The sequence below is a fragment of the Cupriavidus sp. FW305-46 genome (genome assembly GCF_058787075.1).
In genome coordinates this window covers 1-22484 of record NZ_JBYSZI010000083.1, presented here as the reverse complement: position 1 = coordinate 22484, position 22484 = coordinate 1, and the positions used below count along the sequence as shown (strand labels likewise).

Genomic DNA, 22484 nt, shown 5'->3' with positions numbered 1-22484 from the left:
GCAAACTGCCTGCACTGCTACAGCGCTTGCGCGAGCGCCTGAAGGCGCTCCCAAACGAAAAACGACCCGCACGCTCATGCGCACGGGTCGTTAAGTCGCGACCTTCTCGCTACACCATTCGGTACCTGAAGAAGGACCTTAACTGAACGGCATTACACCCTCGGGTGCCCTTTCTTCTGCCTGGCAGGTGCGCCTAGCGCACCACCGCATCAACGCTCGTAGCGCGAACGGCTGTTGCGGTTGCCGTTGCCGCCGCCATTGCCGCCGAAACCGCCGCCAAAGCTGCGATTGCCGTCACGGTTGCCGTCGCGGTTGCCGAAGCTGCGGCCTTCGCCGTTGCCACCGGTGTTGCCACGATAGCCGCCGCCGGTGCGGTCGCCGAAGCCACCACGGTTGTTGTCGCCAAAGCTGCGGGGGGCGGCGCCGTCGCGGTTGCCGAAACCACCGCGGTTGTCGTCGCCGAAGCTGCGGCCGCCTTCGCGGTTGCCGAAGCCACGCGCACCGTCGTTGGCGCCGCGGTAGCCGGCGCCCTGGCCGCCCTGGCCCTGGCCACGGTAGCCGCCTTCACGATTGCCGAAGCCGCCGCGGTTGTCGTCACCGAACGGGCGTGCGCCTTCCGGGCGGTTACCGAAGCCACGGCTCTCGCCACTGAACTTGCGCTCGCCGAAGCCGGTGCGGTTCTCGCCGCCGCCGAACTTGCGGTCGCCGAAGCTGCGTTCGCCGCCACGGTAGCCGCCGCCATTGCCGCGGAAGTCACCACGGCCGCCACCCGGCTTGCCGCCGAAGTTGGAACGCGGCTTGGGCGAGCGGCGCGGCTCCAGGCCTTCGATCACCGAAGCGTCGATGCGCTGGTTGGTGAAGCGCTCGATGCGCTTCCACTGGAACATGTCGTTGTGGTTCACCAGGTTGATGGCGGTGCCCGAGCGGCCCGCGCGGCCGGTACGGCCGATGCGGTGCACGTAGTCCTCGGCCTGCTTGGGCAGGTCGAAGTTCACCACGTGGGTGATATCGGGCACGTCGATGCCGCGCGCGGCCACGTCGGTGGCCACCAGCACGCGCAGGTTGCCGCGGCGCAGTGCGGTCAGGGTGCGGTTGCGCGCGCCCTGGGTCATGTCGCCGTGCAGCGCGCCGGCGGAGAAGCCGGTGTCGGACAGGCGCTCGGCCAGCGAATCGGCATCGCGCTTGGTCGCGGTGAAGACGATGGCTTGCTTGAGCGTCGCGTCGCGCAGCAGGTGGTCCAGCAGGCGTTCCTTGTGCGACATGTCGTCGGTGAAGTGCAGGCGCTGCTCGATATGGCTCTGGTCGGCGCGGGCCGCGGCGATCTCGATGCGCTGCGGGTCGCGCAGCTGGCGCGAGGCCAGCTGGGCAATGCGCGCATCCAGCGTGGCCGAGAACATCAGCGTCTGGCGCGTGGCCGGGGTGGCATTGACGATGGCGTCGATGTCGTCGGCAAAGCCCATGTCGAGCATGCGGTCGGCCTCGTCGAACACCAGCATCTGCAGGGCCGACAGGTCGATGCGGCCGGCGTCGATATGATCGAGCAGGCGGCCTGGCGTGGCCACCAGGATGTCAGGCATCTTGGCCAGCGCGGCCAGCTGCTTGGGGTAGGGCATGCCGCCCAGGATGCTGGCGCAGACGATGCGGCGCAGGTTGCGGCCGTACTTGGCGGCGGCCTCGGTCACCTGCAGCGCCAGTTCGCGCGTCGGGGTTAGCACCAGCAGTGCGGGCTGCGCCGGCGACGGGCGCGGGCGCTTGCCCTTCATGCGCTTGGCGGGCTCGGTCGCGCGCTGCGGCGCCGGCAGTTCGCTGATGCGCTGGATCGCGGGCAGCATGAACGCGGCGGTCTTGCCCGAGCCGGTCTGGCTCGAGACCAGCAGGTCACGGCCGGCCAGGAAGGCCGGGATGGCCTGGGCCTGCACCGGCGTGGGCGTGTTGTAGTTCAGTTCGGAGAGGGCGCGCAGGATGGCCGCATCGAGGCCAAGCGTGGCGAAACCGCTTTCCACGGCCGGGGCTTCTTCAACTGCCGGGCTGGGGTTGAGCAGGGCGTCGAGCTTGTCGAGCGGGCTCTGGGCAGCGTCGGAAGTGATCGAAGCGTCGGTCGCGGAGGCAATAGCTTGCTCCGCACGAATGTCGTGCTGGGTCATGTCGGAATGGTCAAATAAATGCATGGCACCCCGGCAAAGCAAAATGGGGTGGGCGCAGTGCAAAGTCTTAAAAAGGCTTCGGCGCCAATCGGTGAGGCCGTTACGACAGACACAGCTGGCAGTACGGCGGCAGGCAGGGCGGTGGCTGGTCCCGCTAGGCGGTCCGGCCGTATCCCTGGCAGGCAAACAGCTCAGGTTTCAGGCTGTTCAACAGGATCGGAGACGAGGCGACGTCAGGTGAGCGGTGCGTTCTGCTGGGCGGCTGGGGCCATGAAGTGATGACTAGGCGTCCGGCAGCGAGGAAACAGAGCTTGGGAGGGCAGCGGATTCGCCGCGGCAGGAAGCCGGGCGTTTGGCGGATCTCACAGTTGCGAAACTCACGGCGCGGATTATAGCAGAGTACGGAATTTTTGTTGCACTGCGAAAGCGTAACCGGATATGTCAGGCGCTCGTCACCTTCCAGACGCGCCCGCGCCACGCTGGTTGAAAGCCGAAAACCCCCGCCTATACTGGAGGCGCGAGCACACAGGATGCCCGCACGGGGCGGACGAAAACGCTCCCGCTTGACCTCTTCCAGCGGCATTGGGCCGCTGTTCGCGGCGAGCACTGCGGTCATTGACTCCAAGCGCCAGTCTTCCTGCGACTCTCCGGGTGGTCCGGATGGGCGTCCGCTACATGCTACATGGGCGGAATCATGGGAAGCCTGCCTGGAACAGAATGACCGAACTGCTGACCGCGTGACCCAGGTGGTCCGGGCCCGTCCGCATCCAAAGCCCGCCAGCGATGGCGGGCTTTTCATTTGGCGGTTGCGGTCGCGGTTCAGTCCTCTGCATCCTTGCCAGCGGCCTTGCGCGGCAGCCGCCCGAGCGGCTGCTCCTGCGGCATCACATGGCGGTTGCCCGGCAATCCGCCCGGGTAGTCGACGATGCGCGCGGCGCCCTGGCGCCGCAAGCCATGCCATGCCTGGCCGCCGGCGGTGCGCCCGCCGCCCAGGATGGCGGTCATGGCCTGCCGGTCGAGATCCATGCTGTCGGGCAAATCCTTGATGACGATCACTGCCATGGCTGTCTCCGGTCAAGCGGCGCCACGGCCATGCGGCCGCGGGACCGCTTCAGTATAGGCGAGGCGGTCCGCGGTATTGTCCGCGGGGCCGCCGCGCGGTGCGCTCAGACTGCGGCGAAATTGCCGGCCCATTGCGACGGGTTGACGTTGACGCGCACCGGGCCGAAGTCGGGGCCGACGATGCTGTTGTTGAGCGTGTTGACGTTGATGCTCTGCAGCTGCGCGATGTTCTGGTTGACGTTGACGGTGACGTTGGCCAGCGGGCCGACGCTGCCGACACCGCGGCTGAGCCACGAGTTGCCGCCGCGTACGGCGCACAGCGAGGCACGGTCGAGTTCTTTGCTCAGGGCGAGATCGCGGACGAGGATCGATGACATGGTGGTGCTCCTTTGAGTCGGGTGCCGGGGGCGGCTGGCGCGGAGATTGCAGCATCTGCGCGCCAGTCGCGGCCAGGGCGTATCAGCCGAAGATGTTGTTGGTGGCGTTCTGGTTGGTGTGCACGTCGGACTTGACGTGGTCCAGGAAGGCCGAGCCGTTGCCGTTCAGGTTGGTCACGGTCTGCATCTGCGCGATGCTTTGCGTGGCGTTGATGCTGTTGTCCAGCGACAGCCTGATCGGCGTGTAGACGGCGGCGAAGGGCAGGTAGGCCAGGCCGCCGCGCACGGCGTGCATGCGCTTGCTGTCGAGGGTTTCGGCGGCGGGCAGGTCCTTGATGGTCAGCGTGGTCATGATGTTCTCCGGTATCGGTCAGTGCGTGGGTGGCTGGGGCGCGTGGGCTCAGCCGTAGATGTTGTTGCTGGCGTTCTGGTTGGTATCCACATGCGAGCGCACGTGGTCCAGGAAGGCCGAGCCGTTGCCGTTCATGTTGGTGACGGTCTGCATCTGGGCGATTTCCTGCACGGCCTTGATGCTGCTGTCGAACGACAGCTTCACCGGGCTGTAGACCGCGGCGAACGGCATGTAGGCCAGGCCGCCGCGCACGGCGTGCATGCCCTTGCGGTCCAGGGTTTCGGTGGAGGACAGGTCCTTGATGGTCAGCGTGGTCATGATGGTCTCCGGTAGAGGAAGGTACTGCCTTGGGTCTGGTTTCGAGCATCGGGTTGGTGTCGCGCTCGGGAGGTACTAACGCAGGGACTGTGCCAATGCCGGTGCCGGCCCCGCCAGGCACGCGCAACTGCCTGAAAACACGGGCGATTTATTTTTGATGTCGGCTTGCGGGCACTGGCTGCGGGCGCTGCCGCATGCCGCGGGTGACGGGCCGCGGCCAACAGGCGGCGTGCTGGTGTTGGCGCGGCCGCGACAGTGGCGCGCCAAAGGCGATGCGATTGGCAGGGGGCGCCCGCGCGCGGCGTTGCACGCCGGCTTCGCATGGTTTGCGCATGCCTTGGGTGCGCACTAGTATCCATCTCGAAGGCAGGCATATCCGCATCGTGGGATGCGCCGTGCCAGCAACCATGTCGGGGCATCCGGTGGCCAGTCTCAAAGAACTGATCCGCAAGTTCCAGAACGGCGGTCTCTCCGACGACGAGTTTGTTGCGTCGTTCGAAACGGCGCTGGCGCAGGACCCCACCACGCCCAGCCAGGCCGCGCGCGTGGTCATCGAGGAAAACACGCGCTTCCCGTTCCCGCCCGCGGTCTATGCCGAAGTCATGCGGCGCATCGAGCGCCGCGGCGCCACGCAGTACGACGGCGCCACCGAAGCCACGCGCCTGGCCGGCACGCAGACGGGCTCGCTGTATGCGACCTCGCCCGAGCCGGGCACGCTGCCGCCGGCGGCGCATACCAAGGGCGTGGGCGATACCCTGAACGGCCGCTTCGTGCTGGAAGAATGCCTGGGCGTGGGCGGCATGGGCACGGTTTACAAGGCGCTCGACCTGCGCAAGCTGGAAGCCTCGGACCGCAAGCCCTATATCGCCATCAAGGTGCTGAACCTGCAGTTCAGCGGGCACCCCAAGTCGCTGATGGCGCTGCAGCGCGAGGCGCGCAAGGCGCAGACGCTGGCACACCGGAATATCGTCACCGTCTATGACTTCGACCGCGACGGGCCGGTGGTCTTCCTGACCATGGAATACCTGTCTGGCTCTTCGCTCAACCATGTGCTCAAGGCCCCGGGCTTCACCGGCATGCCGATGGCGCGCGCCATGTCGATCATCAACGGCATGGGCAATGCGCTGGCATACGCGCACGAGCGCGGCTTCGTGCACTGCGACTTCAAGCCCGCCAACGTCTTCCTGACCGCCAACGGCGAGGTCAAGGTGATCGACTTCGGTATTGCGCGCGGCTTCCTGCCGCCGGCCGACGAGTCCGACCGGACCGTGTTCGATCCCGGCTCGCTGGGTGGCATGACACCAGCCTATGCCAGCCCGGAGATGTTCGACCATTGCGAGCCCGACCCGCGCGACGACATCTTTGCGCTGGCCTGCGTGACCTATGAACTGCTGACCGGCAAGCATCCCTACCAGCGGCTCTCGGCCAACCAGGCGCGCGATGCCGGGCTCAAGCCGGCGCAGCCGCCGCAGTTGAGCCGCACGCAATGGAAGACCCTGCGCGAGGCGCTGTCGCTCGACCGCGAGACACGCACGCCCACCGTCGCGCGCTTCCTGCATGGCATGAGCGCGGTGCCGGTGGTGTCCACGCGGCGTCCCTCGCCGCTGATGGCAGGCGGCGCGCTGGCCGTGCTGGCGGGCGTGTCGGCGATCGGCTACTACGCGTGGCATTCGCAGCGCCAGGCCGAAGCGCCGGCTGGCGACACGCGCGTCGAGGCCCCGGTTACACCGGTGCCCGCCGCGCCGGTCACCCCGCCCGCACCGGCTGCCCGTCCGGCGGTGCTGTCGATGGCCGACGTCACGAAGATGCTGGCGGCGGTGCCGTGCTCGCTGCTCACCGCCACCCAGCAGGCGCAGACGTTGCGTGTGCGCGGCTTCCTGGCCGAGAGCGTCGGCGCCGTGCGGCTGCGCGAGCAGCTCAGCGCGTTGCCGGGCGTCAAGGAGCTCAAGGGCGTGTCGATCGACACCCAGCCGCTGGCCGCCGACAAGTGCGACGTGGCCACCCTGATCGCGCCGTACTGGTCGGGCCACCGCGAAGGGGGCACGGCTTCGTCGCTGCGGCTGCGCGGCCAGGGCACGCAACTGACCGAAGGGTCACCGCTGGTGCTGGATCTGCGCACGCCGGCGCGCGACTCCTATGTCTATGTCGATTACTTCGCGGCCGACGGCAAGGTGGCGCACATGGTGCCGAGCGCGCGCGTGCCCGCCCACCAGGCGCCGCCCAGCCATGGCGCCACGGTTGGCGACGGTGGCGACTGGATCATCTCCGGGCCGTTCGGCACCGAGCTGGTGGTGTTGCTGACCACGCCCGCGCCGCTGTTCGATGGCCGGCGCGCCGAGGTCGAGCTGCACAAGGACTACCTGAAGGCACTGGAAAAGCCGCTGGCGCAGATGGCGCGCACCTATGGCCGGGACCGCATCAGCGCGGACCTGGTGCAGATCTCCACGCGCGCGCGCTGATTGCCGCCAGCCGGCCGGCTTGCCGCTTGCAAATTGCGCCAGCCGCTACTTCATGTCGCGCGCCACGCGAAAGCCGTTCTGCGACTGCCGCACGCTGGGGCTGTACTTGAAGCGCGTGGACGACACCATGTAGCTCGCCCCCTCGCGCCAGGAGCCGCCGCGGATCACGCGTGCGCCGCAGGCGTTCTCGTTCCACACGCGCCCGTCGGCGGGCGCGCCCTTGTATGAGCTGTGCCAGCAATCGGCCACCCATTCCCACACGCTGCCGTTGACGTCGTGCAGGCCGTACGGGTTGGCCGCGAAGGTCCCGACCGCGGCCGGCGCATCCTGGCTCCACGGGTCGCCGCAGTCCTTGCAGTTGGCATTGCCCTTGCGCATCTGGTCGCCCCACCAGTAGGCACTGGCGGTGCCGCCGCGCGCTGCGTATTCCCATTCGGCCTCGGTGGGCAGCCGGTAGGACTTGCCGGTGGTCTTGCTGAGCCAGGCCACGTACTGCTGCGCGTCGTCCCAGCTGACGTCGCGCACCGGCGCGGTCTTCGCGCTGTCGGCGACGGTGGGGACGCGCTGGCAGCCGCCGGCGTCGGCGCAGGCATTCCATTGCTCGACCGTGACCTCATAGCGGCCGATCGCAAACGGCTGGCCGATGGTGACGTGGTGCGGGGGCTTCTCGGCGGGATCGCTGGCACTGCTGCCCATGGTGAAGCTGCCCGCCGGCAGGGAGACCAGCACCGGGCAGGCCGGGCAATCGCGGATCTCGCCGGTGCGCAATGTGGCGCTGACCGCGCCGCCCGCCGCCGCGCCCGGGCGTAGCGATGCCGTTGCCGGTGGCGCAGCAGGTGGCGCAGCGGGCGGCGATGCCGGACGCGCTGCCGCGGCCGGTGCCGGCGGCCGCGTGACCTGGCCCCCGGCAGAGGTGCCGGAGCGGGGCGGCGGCGCGGGCGCCTGGGCCTTGGGTGCGGAGGCGGACGCTGCCAGCCGCTCCAGGCGCGCCCTGGCCAGCACCGCGAAGCGTCCGTTGGGGTACTGCTTCAGGTAGGCCTCGTAGTCGCCGGCGTAATTGCTGTTCTTGATCGATTCCCAGAAGCTCAGCTCGTACTGCTCGTCGGTGTTCTTGGGCATGATGCCGGCGAGCAGCAGCGGTTCCGTGGCCGCGGGGCCGGCGGCAGCGGCGGCCGCCTGCGCAGGCAGCGGCGCGGCGGCGAGCATGGCGGCCATGGCGGCCGTGCGTACGACTGGTAGATTGCGCCACATCTTCACACCTCGCTGGAGCCGCGGCGATCCCGCTGCATGCCGGTAGCTGCCGGCACATGCGTCGGGGGCGCATTGTGGTGTTGCCGAGACGTCGACCGGCTTGCTTCAAGATAGCACAGCGCCTGTGTCTCCGGCGGGGCATTGCCATGCCACCGCGACGCGCCGGGGTCGCTTTTTCCGGGCTTGCGACCTAACCTGAATGACGAATCGCCGAGCGCTGACCAACAAGCAACAAGAATGGGCTTTCGGGACAACGTGATCGGGTTTCGGACTGTTATCCGGGAGGCGCCGCGTATGTCCAGACGATTCCTGTTCCGCCTGCTGGCGGTTGCCGCCCTGGCCGCGGCCCCGTCGCTGTCGCTGTCGACGGCAGCCCCGCCCAATGCCGAGGCCTACATCATCTGGCCGCACGATGGCACGGTCATCAGCGGCGGCAAGTTCTGGGTGCGCATGGGCCTGCGCAATATGGGCGTGTGCCCCAAGGGCGTCGAGTCGCCGCGCTGCGGGCACCACCACCTGCTGGTCGACACCGAGCTGCCGCCGCTGGACAAGGAAATCCCTTCGGACAAGAACCACCTGCACTTCGGCGCTGGCGAGACCGACGCGCGCATTGAGTTGCCGCCCGGCAAGCACACGCTGCAGTTGCTGATGGGCGATGCCAAGCACGTGCCGTTCGAACCGCCGATCTATTCGAAGAAGATCACGATCACGGTGAAATAGCGGGGCAGCGCGCGCCGCGGAAGCCGAACCAGGCCGATCAGCAAACAGGGAGAGCACCATGTCCAGACTACTTGCCGCGGCTGTCTTTGCCGCCAGCCTGCTGCTGTCAGCGGTGGTGCAGGGTGGTTCGACGCCGGCGCCGCCCAACGCCTACCTGTACATCGGCTGGCCCAACGACGGGCAGACCATGCCCGCGGGCAAGCCATTCAAGGTCTGGTTCGGGTTGCGCAATATGGGGGTGGCGCCGAAGGACGTGAAGTACCCCAATACCGGGCACCATCACCTGCTTGTCGATGTGGACCTGCCGCCGATGGACAAGGAAATCCCCAATGACCGCAATCACCTGCATTTCGGGGCGGGGGAGACCGAGACCATGATCGAGCTGCCGCCCGGCAAGCATACGCTGCAGCTGCTGATGGGGGATGACAAGCACATTCCCACCAACCCGCCGGTTTATTCGAAGAAGATCACGATCTACGTGAAGTGACCCGGACCTTGCGGTGACGGCGGCGCGCATGCGCCGCTTTTTTTCGTGCGCCGGCGAAGCAAGTGTCGCGCGCCATCCAACATCGACGCGCAATCTGTTGGCTGCGCCCCGCCAGTGCGCGCTGACGCAAGCTCGCCGCGCCTCCGCGGCGGGAGCCGGTTGCAAGCAAAAATCCCCGTGTTTACAGGCACTTCCGTGATCCGCGCAGCCGTGGCCCCGGGGCTGGCACGCTCCCTGCGATTGTCCCTCCTGAGCGCGACACCAACCCGATGCTCGACCAAACCAAGGCAACACCTTCCTCTACCCGGAGACCATCATGACCACGCTGACCATCACCGACCTGACCAACATCGACACCCTGGACCGCAAGGGCATGCTCGCCGTTCGCGGCGGCCGCACCCTGCTCCCGTTCATGCCGGTGTACCACCCGCTCAACCTGTCGTTCGACCACAGCATCACCGCCGTGCAGGAAATCGCGCAGATGCAGACCGTCACCAACCTGAACGGCAACGGCTCGGCCTTCCTGGACCACGTGAAGTCCGACGTGCACACCAACCAGAACGCCACCAACAACATCTACGGCTGAGCCCCTGCGCGCCAGCTAGCTGCTTGTTACCGATACCGGAGACCATCATGACCACGCTGACCATCAAAGACCTGTCCGCCACCGAAACCCTCGACAGCAAGCGCATGCATGCCGTGCGCGGCGGCCTGTCGTACCTGCCCTTTGCCGCCGTGTATGCGCCGATCAAGCTCGCGTTCGACAGCAGCATCACCGCCAAGCAGGAAATCGCGCAGTTGCAGTCCGTGACCAACCTGAACGGCAATGGCTCGGCCTTCCTCGACCATGTCCGTTCGCATGTGGATACCAACCAGAACGCCAGCAACAATATCTATCGTTGAGAAGCTTGTTGAGATGGCGCAGCGCCGCGGGGGCGTCCCCGCGGCGCTTTTGTTGAGCCCCTGCATATCGGGGTTGGAGCGCGCGCCAGCGCGCACCACAATACAGACAGACTTCGCGGCCCCGGCATGCCTTGGGGTATCTCCAGCGCATCCCGTCCGCCGCCGTCGCACGCAGGAACCCATCGTGCCCGAATCCATCACTGCCTCGCCCGCGGTTGCGTCAACCGCCGCGCCGCACCGAACCGCCTGGCTGACCGCGCTGGCCGCCTGCGCGGCATTGCTGGCAGGCTGCGCCGATTTCCGGCCGCCCGTGTACCAGCGCCCGGAAACCCCGGCCAAGGCCGAATGGACGCGCCAGGAATCGATCACGGTATCGCCGGCCGAAACGGTGCAGCCCAACTGGTGGCTGGGCTTCAAGGATCCTTACCTGAACAGGCTGATCGACCAGGCGCTTTCCGGCAACTACGACATCAAGGTGCTGGCGGCGCGCATCCGCGTGGCCAACGCACAGATCGGCGAGGCCCGTGCCGGCGGGCTGCCGGTGATCGATATCGGCGCCGGTGCGAGCTTCGAGAAGAGCACCGGCCAGAAGTCCACCTGGACCTATAACGCCGGCGCCCAGCTGAACTGGGACATCGACATCTGGGGCAAGGTCGAGAAGGGCGTGCAGGCGCAGACCGCCGAGTTCCGCGCCACCGAGGCCGACTGGCGCGCCGGCTACCTGACGCTGGTGTCCAATGTATCGACCACTTACTTCCAGATCCTGCAGTTCGACGAGCAGATCGAGCAGCAGGCGCGCACCGTGGCCAAGAACGGGCAGATCCTGTCGACCTACCAGGCCATGTACCAGAACGGCCTGGTGCCAAAGATCCGGGTGATGCAGCAGCAGGCGGAAATCAACCGCCTGAACAAGGACCTGCTGGAGCTGCGCCGCTCGCGCGATGTGGCTGAAAACGCGCTGGCCACGCTGGTCGGCGTGCCCGCGGGCAATCTCAAGGTGCCGGCGGGGCGCCTGCAGGACCGCGTGCAGCCGCCCGCGGTGCCGGCCGGGCTGCCATCGCAACTGCTGGCGCGCCGCCCGGACGTGGTGGCGGCGGAATACCGCGTGCTGGCCGCGTACAACATCGTTGGCCAGGCCCGTTTGGCACAGTTGCCCACCATCAGCCTGACCGCGCGCGGCGGCACCGCCAGCTTTGCGCTGAGCGACCTGCTCAAGTCCTTCACCTTCGGCTTCATGCCCAGCATCAACCTGCCGATGCTCGACCCGAGCGTGCGCGCGCGCGTGAAGACCACCGAGGCGCAGGTGGGCGTGGCGGAAAACGAATATGGTCGCACCGTGATGACCGCGTTCGAAGAGGTGGAGAGCGCACTGGTCAATGTCGACGCGCACAAGAAGCAGCGCATCGAGCTGCAGCAGCAGGTTGAGCAGCTGCGCGTCGTGTCCGCGCAGATCGAGGCGCAACTGAAGGAGGGCGTGGTCTCGCAACTGGAAGTGTTCGAGACCGAGCGCTCGCTGCTGGCCGCGCAACTGCAGTTGTTGGCGGTCCACCAACAGATCCTGGCCGACACCGTCACCCTGTACAAGGCGCTTGGCGGTGGCTGGCCCGATACCGACGTGCGCAACGCGGCGTCGAATCCGCCGCAGTAAGTGCTGCCAACGGTGCGGTAGGGCGGTTCAGGTGATGCCGGCGCCTGCAACGCGTTGCGCAACGCGCCCATAGCCCTGGCCACCTGCCCCGCTGCATGTGCCGCTGCCGCGCCAACCGCGCGTTCCGCGTCCCGATTGACTAGCCTTAGCCGTCGCCTACTATGTTCTTAGTCGCTTCATCCCCTGGCCTGCCGCCGCGGCAGCCGCGCTGTTGGCTTGCTGGAAACATGGCTCCTGACGAAGCACTGATCATGGAAATGCCGGTGAAAATGGCCCAGGGATTCACGCGGGAATTCTCTCAGGATCTGGCGCAGGAATTCGATGTGTTCCTGACGCCCGTGTCGCGCCCGGAGCTGGGCGAGATCCGCATCGACGAAGACCTGTTCGCCGTCGGACGCAGCGAACTGCCGTTCGCCGCCTACCCGGAAGACCTGGCCGCACCGCTGTCGCGCCGGCATGCGCGCATCTTCGCCGAGCATGGTGCGGTCTATGTGGCGGATCTCGGCAGCAAGAACGGCACGCGCGTGAACGGCGCAGCGGTGGCGCGCCAGCCGGCGCAGCTCAGCGATGGCGACGAGGTGGCCTTCGGGCCGGCGCTGTCGTTCCGGGTCCGGCTGTCGCCGCGCGCGGCGCAGCCCGAGCCGCCGCGGGTAGCGGTGACGCTGGTGCCCGAGCGCGGCGATGTCGGGCTGCAGCCGCTGCACGTGGACGGCTTCCCCTACCTGATCAGCAAGGCCGACGATGCCTTCGCGCGCTACCGCGACAGCTATCCGCAGCAGGTCAACTACCTGTCGCGGCGCCACGCGCACGTGTACCTCAAGGGTGGCGTGCCATTCGTTGAGGACCTGGGCAGCACCAACGGCACCTTCGTCAACGGCAAGCGCCTGGCTGACCACGGCGTGCCGCTGGACGACGGCGACCTGATCGCCTTTGGCGGCAACCACTTTGTCTACAAGGTGCAGGTCCAGCACACCGGCGACGGCGATGCCACCGCGACGCATTCGATGCTGCAGCCTGTCGCTGCGCCGGACACGCCGCCCGCGTCCCAGGCTTCGCCCGTGCGCGACGAGGATGACCGCACCACCTTTGTCGGTGCCGCCGATTCCTTCCTCGACATCTTCTGCGTCGACTATGCCGCGCAGCAGGACGACGAGGTCAACGCCGAGGCCGAGGCACAGGCCGCGGCGGCCACGTCCGCGCACGACGGCGCGCAGGCACGCCGCAAGCGCGGACGTGCCGCGCTGCTGCTGGCCGAAGGTGCCAGGCAGTTCGGCCTGAATGATTCCGTACGCACGCGGCGCGCGGCGCGATGGGGCGGCGCGTTGCTGTTGCTCGCGCTGCTGGCGGGGGCGGCCGTGTACTGGCGCGGTGCGCCGGAGCGCGAAGTGCAGGCGCTGTTTGCCGCAGGCGATCACGCGCGCGCGGCGCAGGCCGCCGACGACTACCTGGCGCGCCATCCCGGCGATGCCCAGGTGCAGGCCATCGGCACCGAGGCACTGATGCGTGCTGACGTGCCCGCTTTCGCCGCCAGGCTGAAGGCCGGTGATTTCAGCGGCGCCGATGCCGTGCTGGCCCGGATGCGCAAGCTCAGCGCGCACAATGCCGATGCGCGGCCGCTGGTGGCGGAACTCGACTGGATCGGCCGCCTCGAACGCTTCACCGCGCAGCGCGGCGCCGACGCGCCGATCCGCCTCTACACCGACGAGGCGCCGATCCGGCAACTGCTGGCGTACTGGAACCAGGACACCACCGCGCACCAGCGTGCGCTCGGGCGCATCGCGGCCGATGTGCCGGCGTTCCGCGATCTCTATGCCGATGCGCTCAGCGACGTGCGCCGCCTGCAGAACGACGCCTCGGTCTACCTGGCGGCGATCGACCGGCTGAACGCCACCATTGCTGCCGAACTCGGCCGTGACCGCCCGGAGGCGTTGCAGCCGGTCATTGCCGAGTACCGCGAGAAGTATCCGCGCCTGGCCGGGCTTGACCGCGTGCAGTCAGACCTGGACCGCTACACCGCGCTGATGCAGGCACTGCGCGCGCGCCGGCCCGGGCCGCTGGTGGCGCGCCTTGCCGACAGCCGCTTCGCCACGCCGCCGTTCCAGGCGCAGTTCAACCAACTGGCCGCGCGCCTGCCGCCGCCGGAGATGGTGCGCCAGTACGCCGGTGCGGCCAAGGCGTGGCAGCAGGGTGACAGCGCCGCTGCGCTCGCGGGAATCAAGCAGATCAGCGGCGGCCCCTGGGCCGAAGACCTGGCGCGCGACCTGTCGCACAAGCAGAAGGTGGCGGCGCAGTACGCCGAGCTGCAGTCCGCGCGCGGCAGCAAGGGCTATGAGGACCGGCTGCTGGGCTTCTACGCCATGCTCGATGCCGCCGATGACGGCCACTTCGCCAAGGCGGTCGAGGCCGACGTCAACGGCGTGCGCGACAGTGCCCTGCGGCGCGCGCGGGAACTGATGGGCAGCGCCGTTGCCGCATGGAAGCAATACCGCAGCAATGGCGTGATCGGCAGCGAGCAGCGGCTCGAGCCAGGCATCTCGCCCAGGTTCCACGCGCAGGCCCGGTTGCTGTCGCAGGCACAGGATGACGCGCGCCAGGGCATGCGCATCTTCACGCAGCTGCGCGCGGGCGAAAGCGCCGACCTGGCGCAACTCGCCAAGATCGAGGAAGAGATCCGTGCCGAGGCCGACCAGCAGCGGCACGCGCTGCGCGAGCTGCGCACCGTGCTCGATCCCGCCGTGCTCAAGACCAAGCTGGAACTGATCGGCGGTGAAGACACCGGCAAGGCGCCGGAGCCGGCCGCGGCTGCCGCGGCGCCACAGCAAGCGGGGCAGCCATGAAGGACGATGCCCGCCAGGGCGGCCTCAAGCCACTCTCCGAGGCGCTGGAAGACCACAGCGCTGAGGGCATTGGACTGCTGAGTGCCGAGCCGTCGCGCCTGGGACTGCTGACCATCGTCACGACTTTCACGCTGGTGTTGTGCGGGCTGGTGTGGTCCTTCGTCGGGCATGCCGATGTCATTGTCACGGCGCAGGGCACGCTGGCGCCGGAATCCGAGGTGCGCCGCTTCTATGCCCCGGTGGACGGCGAGCTGGCCGACCTCTACGTTGCCGAGGGGCAACCGGTGTCCAAGGACGACGTGCTGGCGCGCCTGAATGCGCGCGGCGCGATCGAGGCCGCGGCCAACGCGCTGGAAGCGCAGCTCAAGCTGGAAGACTCCGAGCGCGAATGGAAGCAGTTCCCCGACAAGAAGGCGCTGATGGAACGCCGCGCGGCGGCGCTCAAGCAGCAGATCGACGTGGCCACGCGCCAGCACGAGACCCGCATTGCCGAAGGCACCACGCGGCTTGCCGAACAGCAGCGCGCGCAGTTGCAGGAAGCGCGCAGCAACCTCGAGAACGCCCGGCGCGCGCGCGAATTCGCGCGCCAGGAGCAGGACCGCTACGCGCGCCTGCTGGCGTTGCCGGGTGGCGGTGGCGTTTCGCAGTCGCAGGTGGATGCCAAGCGCGCCGCGGCGCAGGACGCGGAGAACAATCTGCGCGTGGCCCAGTCGCGGCTGACGGAGCTGGACGCACGCCTGGGCCGCGAGCTTACCCAGGCCAGTTCCCAGCTCGAAAGCAGCGGCCAGGACCTGGCCGGGCTGCGCGTGCAGTACGACGCGGCGCTGCGCGAGATCGCCAACACCGAGGACAAGCTGCGCCTGCAGGTGCAGACCGCCCGCCTGGTGGCGGATGCGGCAGCGCGCATCCGCTTCGAGAACATCGACAAGGACAACTTCCTGCTGATCCTGGCGCCGGTGTCGGGTGTGATCACCGATGTCACCTCCACCCAGCGCGGCGACAAGGTGCAGGCCAACACGCCGCTGGGCGGCATTGCCCCCAAGGATGCGCGCCCGGTGGTGAAGATCGTCATCGCCGAGCGTGACCGCGCCTTCCTGCGCGAGGGCCTGCCGGTCAAGCTCAAGTTCAGTGCCTTCCCGTACCAGCGCTACGGGATCATCGAGGGCACGCTGGAATTCATCTCGCCCGCGACCAAGCCGGGCGGGCCCGACAAGCAGCCGGTCTATGAGGGCCGCGTGCGCCTGGCGCGCGACTACTACGCGGTGGCCGACAACAAGTATCCGTTGCGTTACGGCATGACCGCCACGGCAGAGATCGTGGTGCGCGAACGCCGCCTGATCGACCTGGGGCTTGACCCCTTCCGCGAGGTGGCCGGCTAGCGCAGCGGGGAGAGACAGGCGCAGAACATCTGGACAGCCTGGCGCGCAACCGCGCGGGCGTCAAAGGAGCCGAGAAAATGACTGGCATTGTGCGTATCGACGACGAGGTGCTTGGCTTCGAGGAGTTCGTGCGCTTGCTCAAGCTGACCGGACAGTTCGAAGGGCTGGTCGAGCAGATGGTGCGCGACAAGCTGACCGTGCACGCGGCAAAGCGGCAGGGCGTGGTGGTCACGCCGGAGGAGATCCAGGAACGCGCGGACCAGTTCCGCCGCGTGCAGGGCCTGCATCGCGCCGCAGACATGAATCACTACCTGGATGCGCTGAGCATCAGCCTGGACGAATTTGAAGCCTTTATCACCGACAACCTGTACCAGGAGCGGATGATGGAGCAGGTGTGCAGCGAGGCCGCGGTGCAGGCGTACTTTGCGCTCAACTCGCCGCGCTTCGACAGCATCGAGGTCAGCCATATCGTGGTCGACAGCGAGGGCAAGGCCAAGGAGCTGATCTCGTACCTGCAGGATGATCCCGATGCCTTTGCCGAGATGGCGCGCGAGCATTCCATCGCCGACACGCGCGAGCGCGGCGGCGAGATCGGCAAGGTGTTGCGCGGTTCGCTCAAGACCGATATCGAGGCCAAGGTGTTCAATGCCGAACCGGGCGACCTGCTGGGACCGTTCCCGTCGGCTGACCGTTCCTTCTTCGAAGTCTTCCTGGTGCGCGACAAGCACCCGGCCACGCTCGACAGCGAGGTGGCGGTGGAAGTGCGCCGCCTGCTGCGCGAAGACTGGCTGATGGCCAGGGCGCAGGAACATGTCATCGAAGCCCGCTAGCGCGAGCGGCGAGCCCGCCGCCCCGCCTGCCCCGGACCAGCCGGAGGCAGGGTCGGCGCTGGCCGCCTTCCTCGCCACCGTCGAGATCCTGTCGGTGCTGACGCCGGAGGAGCTGGCACGCCTGGCGGAAGCCGCGCAGGTGCTGACCTTCGGCTTTGGCGACACCGTCTGCAATGCCGGCGAAGCGGCGCCCGGCCTGTTTATCGTCAAGTCCGGCTCGGTGCGCGTGTTCAACGAGGAGCACGGCAAGGAAATCAGCATGGGCGTGCGCAAGGCCGGCGAGGTCTTTGCCGATATCGCGCTGCTGCGCGACTACCGGCATGAGTCGTCGGTGCGCGCCTCGGGCAAGACCGAGCTGCTGATGATCCCGCGCAGCGTGGGTGAGCCCGTGGTGGCCGGCAACCCGGCGGCGCTTGCGTTTATCACCAGCTATGTCGCGATCAGTTCGGCCGGAGGCTTTGTCGCGCGGCTGTTCGACCTGCGTGGCAAGCTCGACAAGCAGGAGCTGGAGGACGCCGTGCGCAGCGTCGGCGTCAAGCGCGTGGCGGCCGGCAAGGAAATCCTGAAGCAGGACGGCCGCGAAGACCGGCGCCTGTACGTGGTGCGCCAGGGCACGGTGCGCATCATGCGCAGCGAAGAGGGCAGCGAGTACCCGCTGGCGACGCTGGGGCAGGGCGACATCTTCGGCGAGCGTGCCTGCGTGATGCGGCAGGAGCAGCTGGCCTCGGCCATCGCCGAGACCGACGTGCGCCTGCTGGTGATTCCCGAGAAGACCGTGCAGCTGATCCTGGAGCGCAACCCGCGCCTGCGCGAGGTGCTGGAAGAGCGCATCCGCGTGCTGGACCGCGAGTTGCATCGGCAGAAGAAGCTGGCCGAACGGCGCAAGCGCCCGGTGCTGCTCGACCTGCATTCCAAGCCCGAGCTCGGCGAAAAACTGATCCGCCGCTTCGCGCTGGTGGAGCAGGCCGAGGAGATGGATTGCGGCGCGGCCTGCCTGGCGATGATCTGCCGGCACTACGGCATCCCGATGACGCTGGGCAAGCTGCGTGAACTGGCCAATGTGACCACCCAGGGCGCCACGCTGGACAGCCTGGCGCGCGCCGGCGAAGCGCTCGGCTTCACCACGCGCGGGGTGCAGTGCACGCGGGATTCGCTGATGGGCTTTGAGCTGCCCTTCATCGTGCACTGGGAGGGCTACCACTACGTGGTGGTGTACGGGATCTCGTCGCGCTGGGTGTGGGTGGCCGACCCGGCCATCGGCTTCCGCAAGATGAGCGCCGAGGAGTTCGAGCGCGGCTGGAGCGGCACCTGCCTGCTGTTCACGCCGGGCGAGAGCATGACCCAGCTGTCGGTGTCGCGCTCGCCGTGGCTGCGCTTTATCGGCTACCTGGCGCCGTACAAGAGGATCCTGGCACACCTGTTCCTGGCCACCTTCGTGATCCAGATGCTTGGGGTGGTGCCGCCGCTGATCATCCAGAACATCCTGGACGGCGTGGTGGTGCACCAGAACGTGGGGCTGCTGAACCTGCTGATCGCGGGGCTGATCATCTCCAACGTGTTCTCGCAGCTGATGTCGACGATTCGCGCGTATCTGGCCAACTTCATGGTGCGCAACATGGATTTCGCCATGATGTCGCACTTCTTCAAGCACACGCTGTCGCTGCCGCTGTCGTTCTTTGCCAAGCGCAAGACCGGGGATATCTTCGCGCGCTTCCAGGAGAACCAGACTATCCGCGCCTTCCTGACCGAGTCGACCGTGACCACGGCGCTGAACCTGCTGATGGTGTTTATCTACTTCACCATCATGTTCCTCTACAACGTCAAGCTGACGCTGCTGCTGATCGCCTTCGTGATCCCGATCGCGGCGCTGACGGTGGTGGTGACGCCCAAGGTCAAGACCTATGCGCGCGAGGTGTTCGCGGCATCGACCGATGCCAAGGCCTACCTGATGGAAACGCTGGGCGGCGCCGAGACCGTCAAGGGCATGGGCATCGAGCGCCCGGTGCGGCTGCGCTGGGAGCGCAAGTACGCCAAGGCGCTGGACGCGCAATACCGGGCGCAGGCCTTCCACATCCTGGTGGGGCTGGTGAGCCAGCTGCTCAACGCCGCCACCACCATCGCGGTGCTGTGGGTGGGCGCGACGCTGGTGCTGGAGCGCGAGCTCACCATCGGCCAGCTGATCGCCTTCAATGCCTTCATGGGCAGCGTGCTGGCGCCGCTGATGGGGCTGGTGGCATTATGGGGCCAGCTCAACGATGCCGGCGTGGCGATGGAGCGCCTGGGCGACGTGCTCGACCTCGAGCCCGAGCAGAAGCCGCAGGACGTGCTGTCGCGCGTGATGCTGCCCGACCTGCAGGGCGAGATCGTGATGAAAGACCTGTACTTCCGCTACGGCGGCGAAGACACGCCCTATGTGCTGGAGAACATCAGCTTTGCCATCCGCCCCGGCGAGATGGTGGCCATTGTCGGGCGCAGCGGCTCCGGCAAGACCACGCTGGCCAAGCTGCTGGTGGGCTTCTACAAGCCTACCGAGGGCTCGATGACAGTGGACGGCTATGACCTGAACGTGATCGACGCGGCGTTCTACCGCGCGCAGGTGGGCTACGTGATGCAGTCCAACCTGCTGTTCTCGGGCACCATCGCCGAGAACATCGCCTGCGGCGACGACAGCCCGGACCGGCGCCGTATCGAGGAGGTGGCGCGCATGGCCGATGCCCATGCCTTTATCAGCAAGCTGCCGCTGGGCTACGAGCAGGTGGTGGGCGAGCGCGGCATCGGGCTTTCCGGCGGGCAGATCCAGCGCCTGTGCATCGCTCGCGCGCTGTACCACGACCCGCGCCTGCTGGTGTTCGACGAGGCCACCTCGGCGCTCGACACGCAGTCAGAGAGCAACATCCTGGCGAACATGCAGGAGATCCTGCGCGGGCGCACCGCGGTCATCATCGCGCACCGGCTCAGCACCATCATGCAGGCCGACAAGATCCTGGTGCTGTATGAGGGCGCCATCGTCGAGCAGGGCCGGCATGAGGAGCTGATCGAGCGCAAGGGCATGTACTTCCAACTGGTGCAGAAGCAACTGAGTGCCGCATGAAGCTATACAACCAGGGTGCCACCCCCGCCTCGGCCACTTCGCCGGTGTCGTTCGCCGGCCTGATCGAGAAGATCGAGATCCTGCGTTCCACGCTGCGCTGGTCGTCGCGGCTTGACCGGCCGGAGATCGAGAAGCTGCTCAAGCAGGCCACCACGCTGCGCGACGAGGTGATGGGGCTGTCGCACAAGGAGCGCTTCGTGCAGGCGGCATCGGCCGAGGCCGCCCCGCCGCAGGAAGAAGTCGAGCGCATGCCGCGCGCGCGCCGGCAGGCACTGGTTGAGCGCAGCTTTATTTTCGAAGGGACCTTCGGCGACAACCCCAAGTTGCTGGAGGCACTGGAGATTGCCGAGAAGGCGGCGCCGACCGACCTGCCGGTGCTGATCGATGGCGAGAGCGGCACCGGCAAGGAGCTGATGGCCAAGGTGATCCATGCCAATGGCTCACGCACCGACAAGCCGTTTATCTCGGTCAACTGCGGCGCCATCCCCGACAGCCTGCTTGAATCCGAGCTGTTCGGCCACAAGAAGGGCGCCTTCACCGGCGCCAGCAACGACCGCCGCGGCAAGTTCGAGAGCGCGCATACCGGCACCATCTTCCTGGACGAGATCGGCGAGCTGCCGCTGACCGGGCAGGTCAAGCTGCTGCGCGTGCTGGAGGCGCACGAGATCCAGCGCGTGGGCTCGGACGAGGCGATCTCGGTCGATACGCGCATCGTCGCGGCGACCAACAAGGACCTGCGCCGCATGAGCCAGGCCGGCACCTTCCGCGAAGACCTGTTCTACCGCCTGAGCGTGATCCACGTCAGCCTGCCGTCGCTGCGCGAGCGGCGCGACGAGATCCCGCTGCTGGTTTCGTACTTCAGTGACGAGGCCGCCGGCATGCTCAAGCGCCGGCCACTCAAGCTGACGCCGCGGCTGCGCGACTTCCTGCTGCACTACGACTACCCGGGCAATATCCGCGAACTGCGCAACCTGATGTACCGGCTGAGCTGCCTGGCCGGCGACACCGCCGACCTGGCCCACCTGCCACAGGACATCCGCCCCAGGCCCGCCGCGCTGGCGGTGGTGGGCAATGGCCCCGCGGCTGCCGACATCGCCATGGCGACGTCCCTCAGCGAAGCCAAGCGCGCCGCCAGCGACGAGGCCGAGCGGGCCTTCCTCGAACGGGGCTTGCAGGAAGTCGGCGGCACCGTCGCCGAACTGGCGCGGCGCTTCGACATGAACCGCTCGCACCTGCAGATGCTGCTGAAGAAGCACGGCATCCACTCTAAGGATTTCCGCGCCAACCGGCAGGCCGAAGGCGGCAAGGGGTAGGGCGGCGAGGCTGCCGGCGGTCGTGCCTTCAGGCGTCCAGCTCGGGATTGACCAGGGTCTTGTCAGAGCCGTAGGGGTCCGCCGCACGCAGCACCACCACCGACACGTTGTCGCGGCCGCCGGCATCGAGCGCCATCTGCACCAGCGTCGGCGCGGCCTGCGCAACGTCCTGCTGCGCCAGCACCGCCGCGATGTCGTCATCGTCGACCTCGTTGCTCAGGCCATCGCTGCACAGCAGGTAGACGTCGCCATCGGCGACCTCGGTCAGCAGCTGCTCCGGCGCCAGCGTCGGGGCCGCGCCGACGGCGCGTGTGATGGTGTTCTGCGCGGGATGGTGGCGCGCTTCTTCCGGGGTGATCAGCCCGCGCGCCAGCAGGCGCTCGACCTGGTTGTGGTCGCGCGTGAGGCGCGCGAACTGGCCGCCGCGCAGCCGGTACAGGCGGCTGTCGCCAGCCCACACGCAGGCGCAACGGCGATCGCCCGCCAGCATCACCACCACCGTGCTGCCGATGCAGCGCACGCCCAGGCGTGCCGCTTCATCGACCAGCGCCAGGTTCACGCCCTGCAGCGCCGCGCGCGTGGCGTCGACCCGGTCTTCCAGCCGGGGCTGCGGCGGCAGCGTGGCCAGCGCCTGGACCACCGCCTGGCTGGCGAAGTCCCCCACGGCATGGCCGCCCATGCCGTCGGCCACCGCCCACAGGTCCTGGCCGGGCAGGTCCAGGCAAGCGTCCTCGTTGCGCTCGCGCACGCGCCCGACGTCCGTGCATGCGGCCGAGGTCCACTGGAAGTGCGAGTCGAAACCCAATCTTGTCTCCGGTCCGCGTCAAGCCCCGGACCAGCCGGGGCACTGCCACGGCGGCGCTGGCGCTCAGATCAGCATCAGATCAGCCTGCCGTCGTTCCTCGCGCCCTGGTCGCCCTGGACATTGATGTTGGCGTTTGGCGCGTTGTTGCGGATATCAATGTTCTGGAACTGGTTGTTCATCTGATCAGCATAGAAGCTGTAGTTGATCTCGTAAAAGTTGATCACCGTCCCGAGCGGCAGCGGAGACGAGGGCACGAACGGGCGGATCCACCCGAACACCCACTGCCCGCCGGCGCCGCGCACGCGGGCCATGGCGGCGGAAGCAAGTTCGCGGCAGCTGGCGAGGTCGTTGATTGCAAGGGTGGCCATGTTCGGTCTCCGGTGGATGTGGCGTGGCGCCGGGGGCGGTACCGGTATTGAGCAAGGCGCGTGCCACAGCATGGGTGTGGCAGTAGGTCGACTGGAAACCCAAGGCCGGCGCGGGCTGCAGGGCGGGGCGGGGACAATGG

Annotated in this window: 19 protein-coding genes and 1 pseudogene; 12 read left to right on the top strand and 8 right to left on the bottom strand. The window is 67.7% G+C overall.

What is annotated here, in order from left to right; translation table 11 throughout:
- Positions 1–146 (top strand): annotated as a pseudogene (locus tag AC3WON_RS28300) (IS4 family transposase); the annotation flags it as partial.
- A gap of 63 nt (positions 147–209) precedes the next feature.
- On the opposite strand, the gene AC3WON_RS28295 reads toward AC3WON_RS28300, so the two are convergent.
- The 5 genes from AC3WON_RS28295 to AC3WON_RS28275 all read right to left on the bottom strand — a co-directional run bounded on the left by AC3WON_RS28295 (position 210) and on the right by AC3WON_RS28275 (position 4253).
- Entirely contained in the window at positions 210–2144 is a 1935-nt protein-coding gene (locus AC3WON_RS28295) for a DEAD/DEAH box helicase (protein ID WP_492353232.1), read from the bottom strand.
- An 819-nt stretch (positions 2145–2963) separates the two neighbouring features.
- Positions 2964–3206: a hypothetical protein gene (locus AC3WON_RS28290; RefSeq protein ID WP_058696648.1), complete on the bottom strand. Its 243-nt coding sequence runs from the start codon at positions 3204–3206 to the stop codon at positions 2964–2966.
- A 104-nt stretch (positions 3207–3310) separates the two neighbouring features.
- Positions 3311–3583 (bottom strand): hypothetical protein, encoded by a 273-nt coding sequence (locus AC3WON_RS28285; protein ID WP_011615788.1) that lies wholly within the window; start codon positions 3581–3583, stop codon positions 3311–3313.
- A gap of 82 nt (positions 3584–3665) precedes the next feature.
- Positions 3666–3935 (bottom strand): hypothetical protein, encoded by a 270-nt coding sequence (locus AC3WON_RS28280; protein ID WP_011615787.1) that lies wholly within the window; start codon positions 3933–3935, stop codon positions 3666–3668.
- Between the two features lie 48 nt (positions 3936–3983).
- A complete protein-coding gene (locus AC3WON_RS28275; RefSeq protein WP_011615786.1) occupies positions 3984–4253 on the bottom strand; it encodes a hypothetical protein in 270 nt (89 codons plus the stop codon).
- Between the two features lie 407 nt (positions 4254–4660).
- On the opposite strand from AC3WON_RS28275, the gene AC3WON_RS28270 reads away from it, so the two are divergent.
- Complete coding sequence (locus tag AC3WON_RS28270; protein ID WP_492319871.1) at positions 4661–6712, top strand: serine/threonine protein kinase; 2052 nt, start codon at positions 4661–4663, stop codon at positions 6710–6712.
- Positions 6713–6757: 45 nt separating this feature from the next.
- Here AC3WON_RS28270 and AC3WON_RS28265 read toward each other — a convergent pair whose 3' ends face one another.
- Positions 6758–7831 carry a formylglycine-generating enzyme family protein gene (locus AC3WON_RS28265; protein WP_492353233.1) on the bottom strand — a complete coding sequence of 358 codons (1074 nt, stop codon included), beginning with the start codon at positions 7829–7831 and terminating at the stop codon, positions 6758–6760.
- A 426-nt stretch (positions 7832–8257) separates the two neighbouring features.
- Between AC3WON_RS28265 and AC3WON_RS28260 the strand changes: the two genes are divergently transcribed.
- From AC3WON_RS28260 to AC3WON_RS28215, 10 genes are all read left to right on the top strand, one after another.
- Positions 8258–8683 carry a DUF4399 domain-containing protein gene (locus AC3WON_RS28260; RefSeq protein WP_011615783.1) on the top strand — a complete coding sequence of 142 codons (426 nt, stop codon included), beginning with the start codon at positions 8258–8260 and terminating at the stop codon, positions 8681–8683.
- Between the two features lie 58 nt (positions 8684–8741).
- Positions 8742–9170: a DUF4399 domain-containing protein gene (locus AC3WON_RS28255; RefSeq protein ID WP_492353231.1), complete on the top strand. Its 429-nt coding sequence runs from the start codon at positions 8742–8744 to the stop codon at positions 9168–9170.
- 316 nt (positions 9171–9486) lie between these two features.
- A complete protein-coding gene (locus AC3WON_RS28250) occupies positions 9487–9756 on the top strand; it encodes a hypothetical protein (RefSeq protein WP_492353230.1) in 270 nt (89 codons plus the stop codon).
- A 47-nt stretch (positions 9757–9803) separates the two neighbouring features.
- Positions 9804–10073 carry a hypothetical protein gene (locus tag AC3WON_RS28245; RefSeq protein WP_011615780.1) on the top strand — a complete coding sequence of 90 codons (270 nt, stop codon included), beginning with the start codon at positions 9804–9806 and terminating at the stop codon, positions 10071–10073.
- A gap of 184 nt (positions 10074–10257) precedes the next feature.
- The gene (locus tag AC3WON_RS28240; protein ID WP_492319743.1) at positions 10258–11721 is read left to right on the top strand and encodes an efflux transporter outer membrane subunit; all 1464 of its coding nucleotides are present in this window, start codon (positions 10258–10260) and stop codon (positions 11719–11721) included.
- A 227-nt stretch (positions 11722–11948) separates the two neighbouring features.
- Positions 11949–14558: an FHA domain-containing protein gene (locus AC3WON_RS28235; RefSeq protein WP_492353229.1), complete on the top strand. Its 2610-nt coding sequence runs from the start codon at positions 11949–11951 to the stop codon at positions 14556–14558.
- Positions 14555–15937 (top strand): beta-barrel domain-containing protein, encoded by a 1383-nt coding sequence (locus AC3WON_RS28230; protein WP_011615777.1) that lies wholly within the window; start codon positions 14555–14557, stop codon positions 15935–15937. Before AC3WON_RS28235 ends, AC3WON_RS28230 begins: the two co-directional genes overlap by 4 nt.
- Positions 15938–16014: 77 nt before the next feature.
- Positions 16015–16767 (top strand): peptidylprolyl isomerase, encoded by a 753-nt coding sequence (locus tag AC3WON_RS28225; protein ID WP_492353228.1) that lies wholly within the window; start codon positions 16015–16017, stop codon positions 16765–16767.
- Positions 16748–19858: a peptidase domain-containing ABC transporter gene (locus AC3WON_RS28220; RefSeq protein WP_492353227.1), complete on the top strand. Its 3111-nt coding sequence runs from the start codon at positions 16748–16750 to the stop codon at positions 19856–19858. Before AC3WON_RS28225 ends, AC3WON_RS28220 begins: the two co-directional genes overlap by 20 nt.
- A complete protein-coding gene (locus AC3WON_RS28215) occupies positions 19855–21171 on the top strand; it encodes a sigma-54 interaction domain-containing protein (protein ID WP_492319747.1) in 1317 nt (438 codons plus the stop codon). Before AC3WON_RS28220 ends, AC3WON_RS28215 begins: the two co-directional genes overlap by 4 nt.
- A gap of 28 nt (positions 21172–21199) precedes the next feature.
- Here the strand turns inward: AC3WON_RS28215 and AC3WON_RS28210 are convergent, their stop codons facing one another.
- Positions 21200–21976 (bottom strand): PP2C family protein-serine/threonine phosphatase, encoded by a 777-nt coding sequence (locus AC3WON_RS28210; protein ID WP_010813593.1) that lies wholly within the window; start codon positions 21974–21976, stop codon positions 21200–21202.
- 74 nt (positions 21977–22050) lie between these two features.
- Positions 22051–22344, bottom strand: coding sequence for a hypothetical protein (locus tag AC3WON_RS28205; RefSeq protein WP_492319748.1), 294 nt, complete (start codon positions 22342–22344; stop codon positions 22051–22053).
- Positions 22345–22484 lie beyond the last annotated feature (140 nt).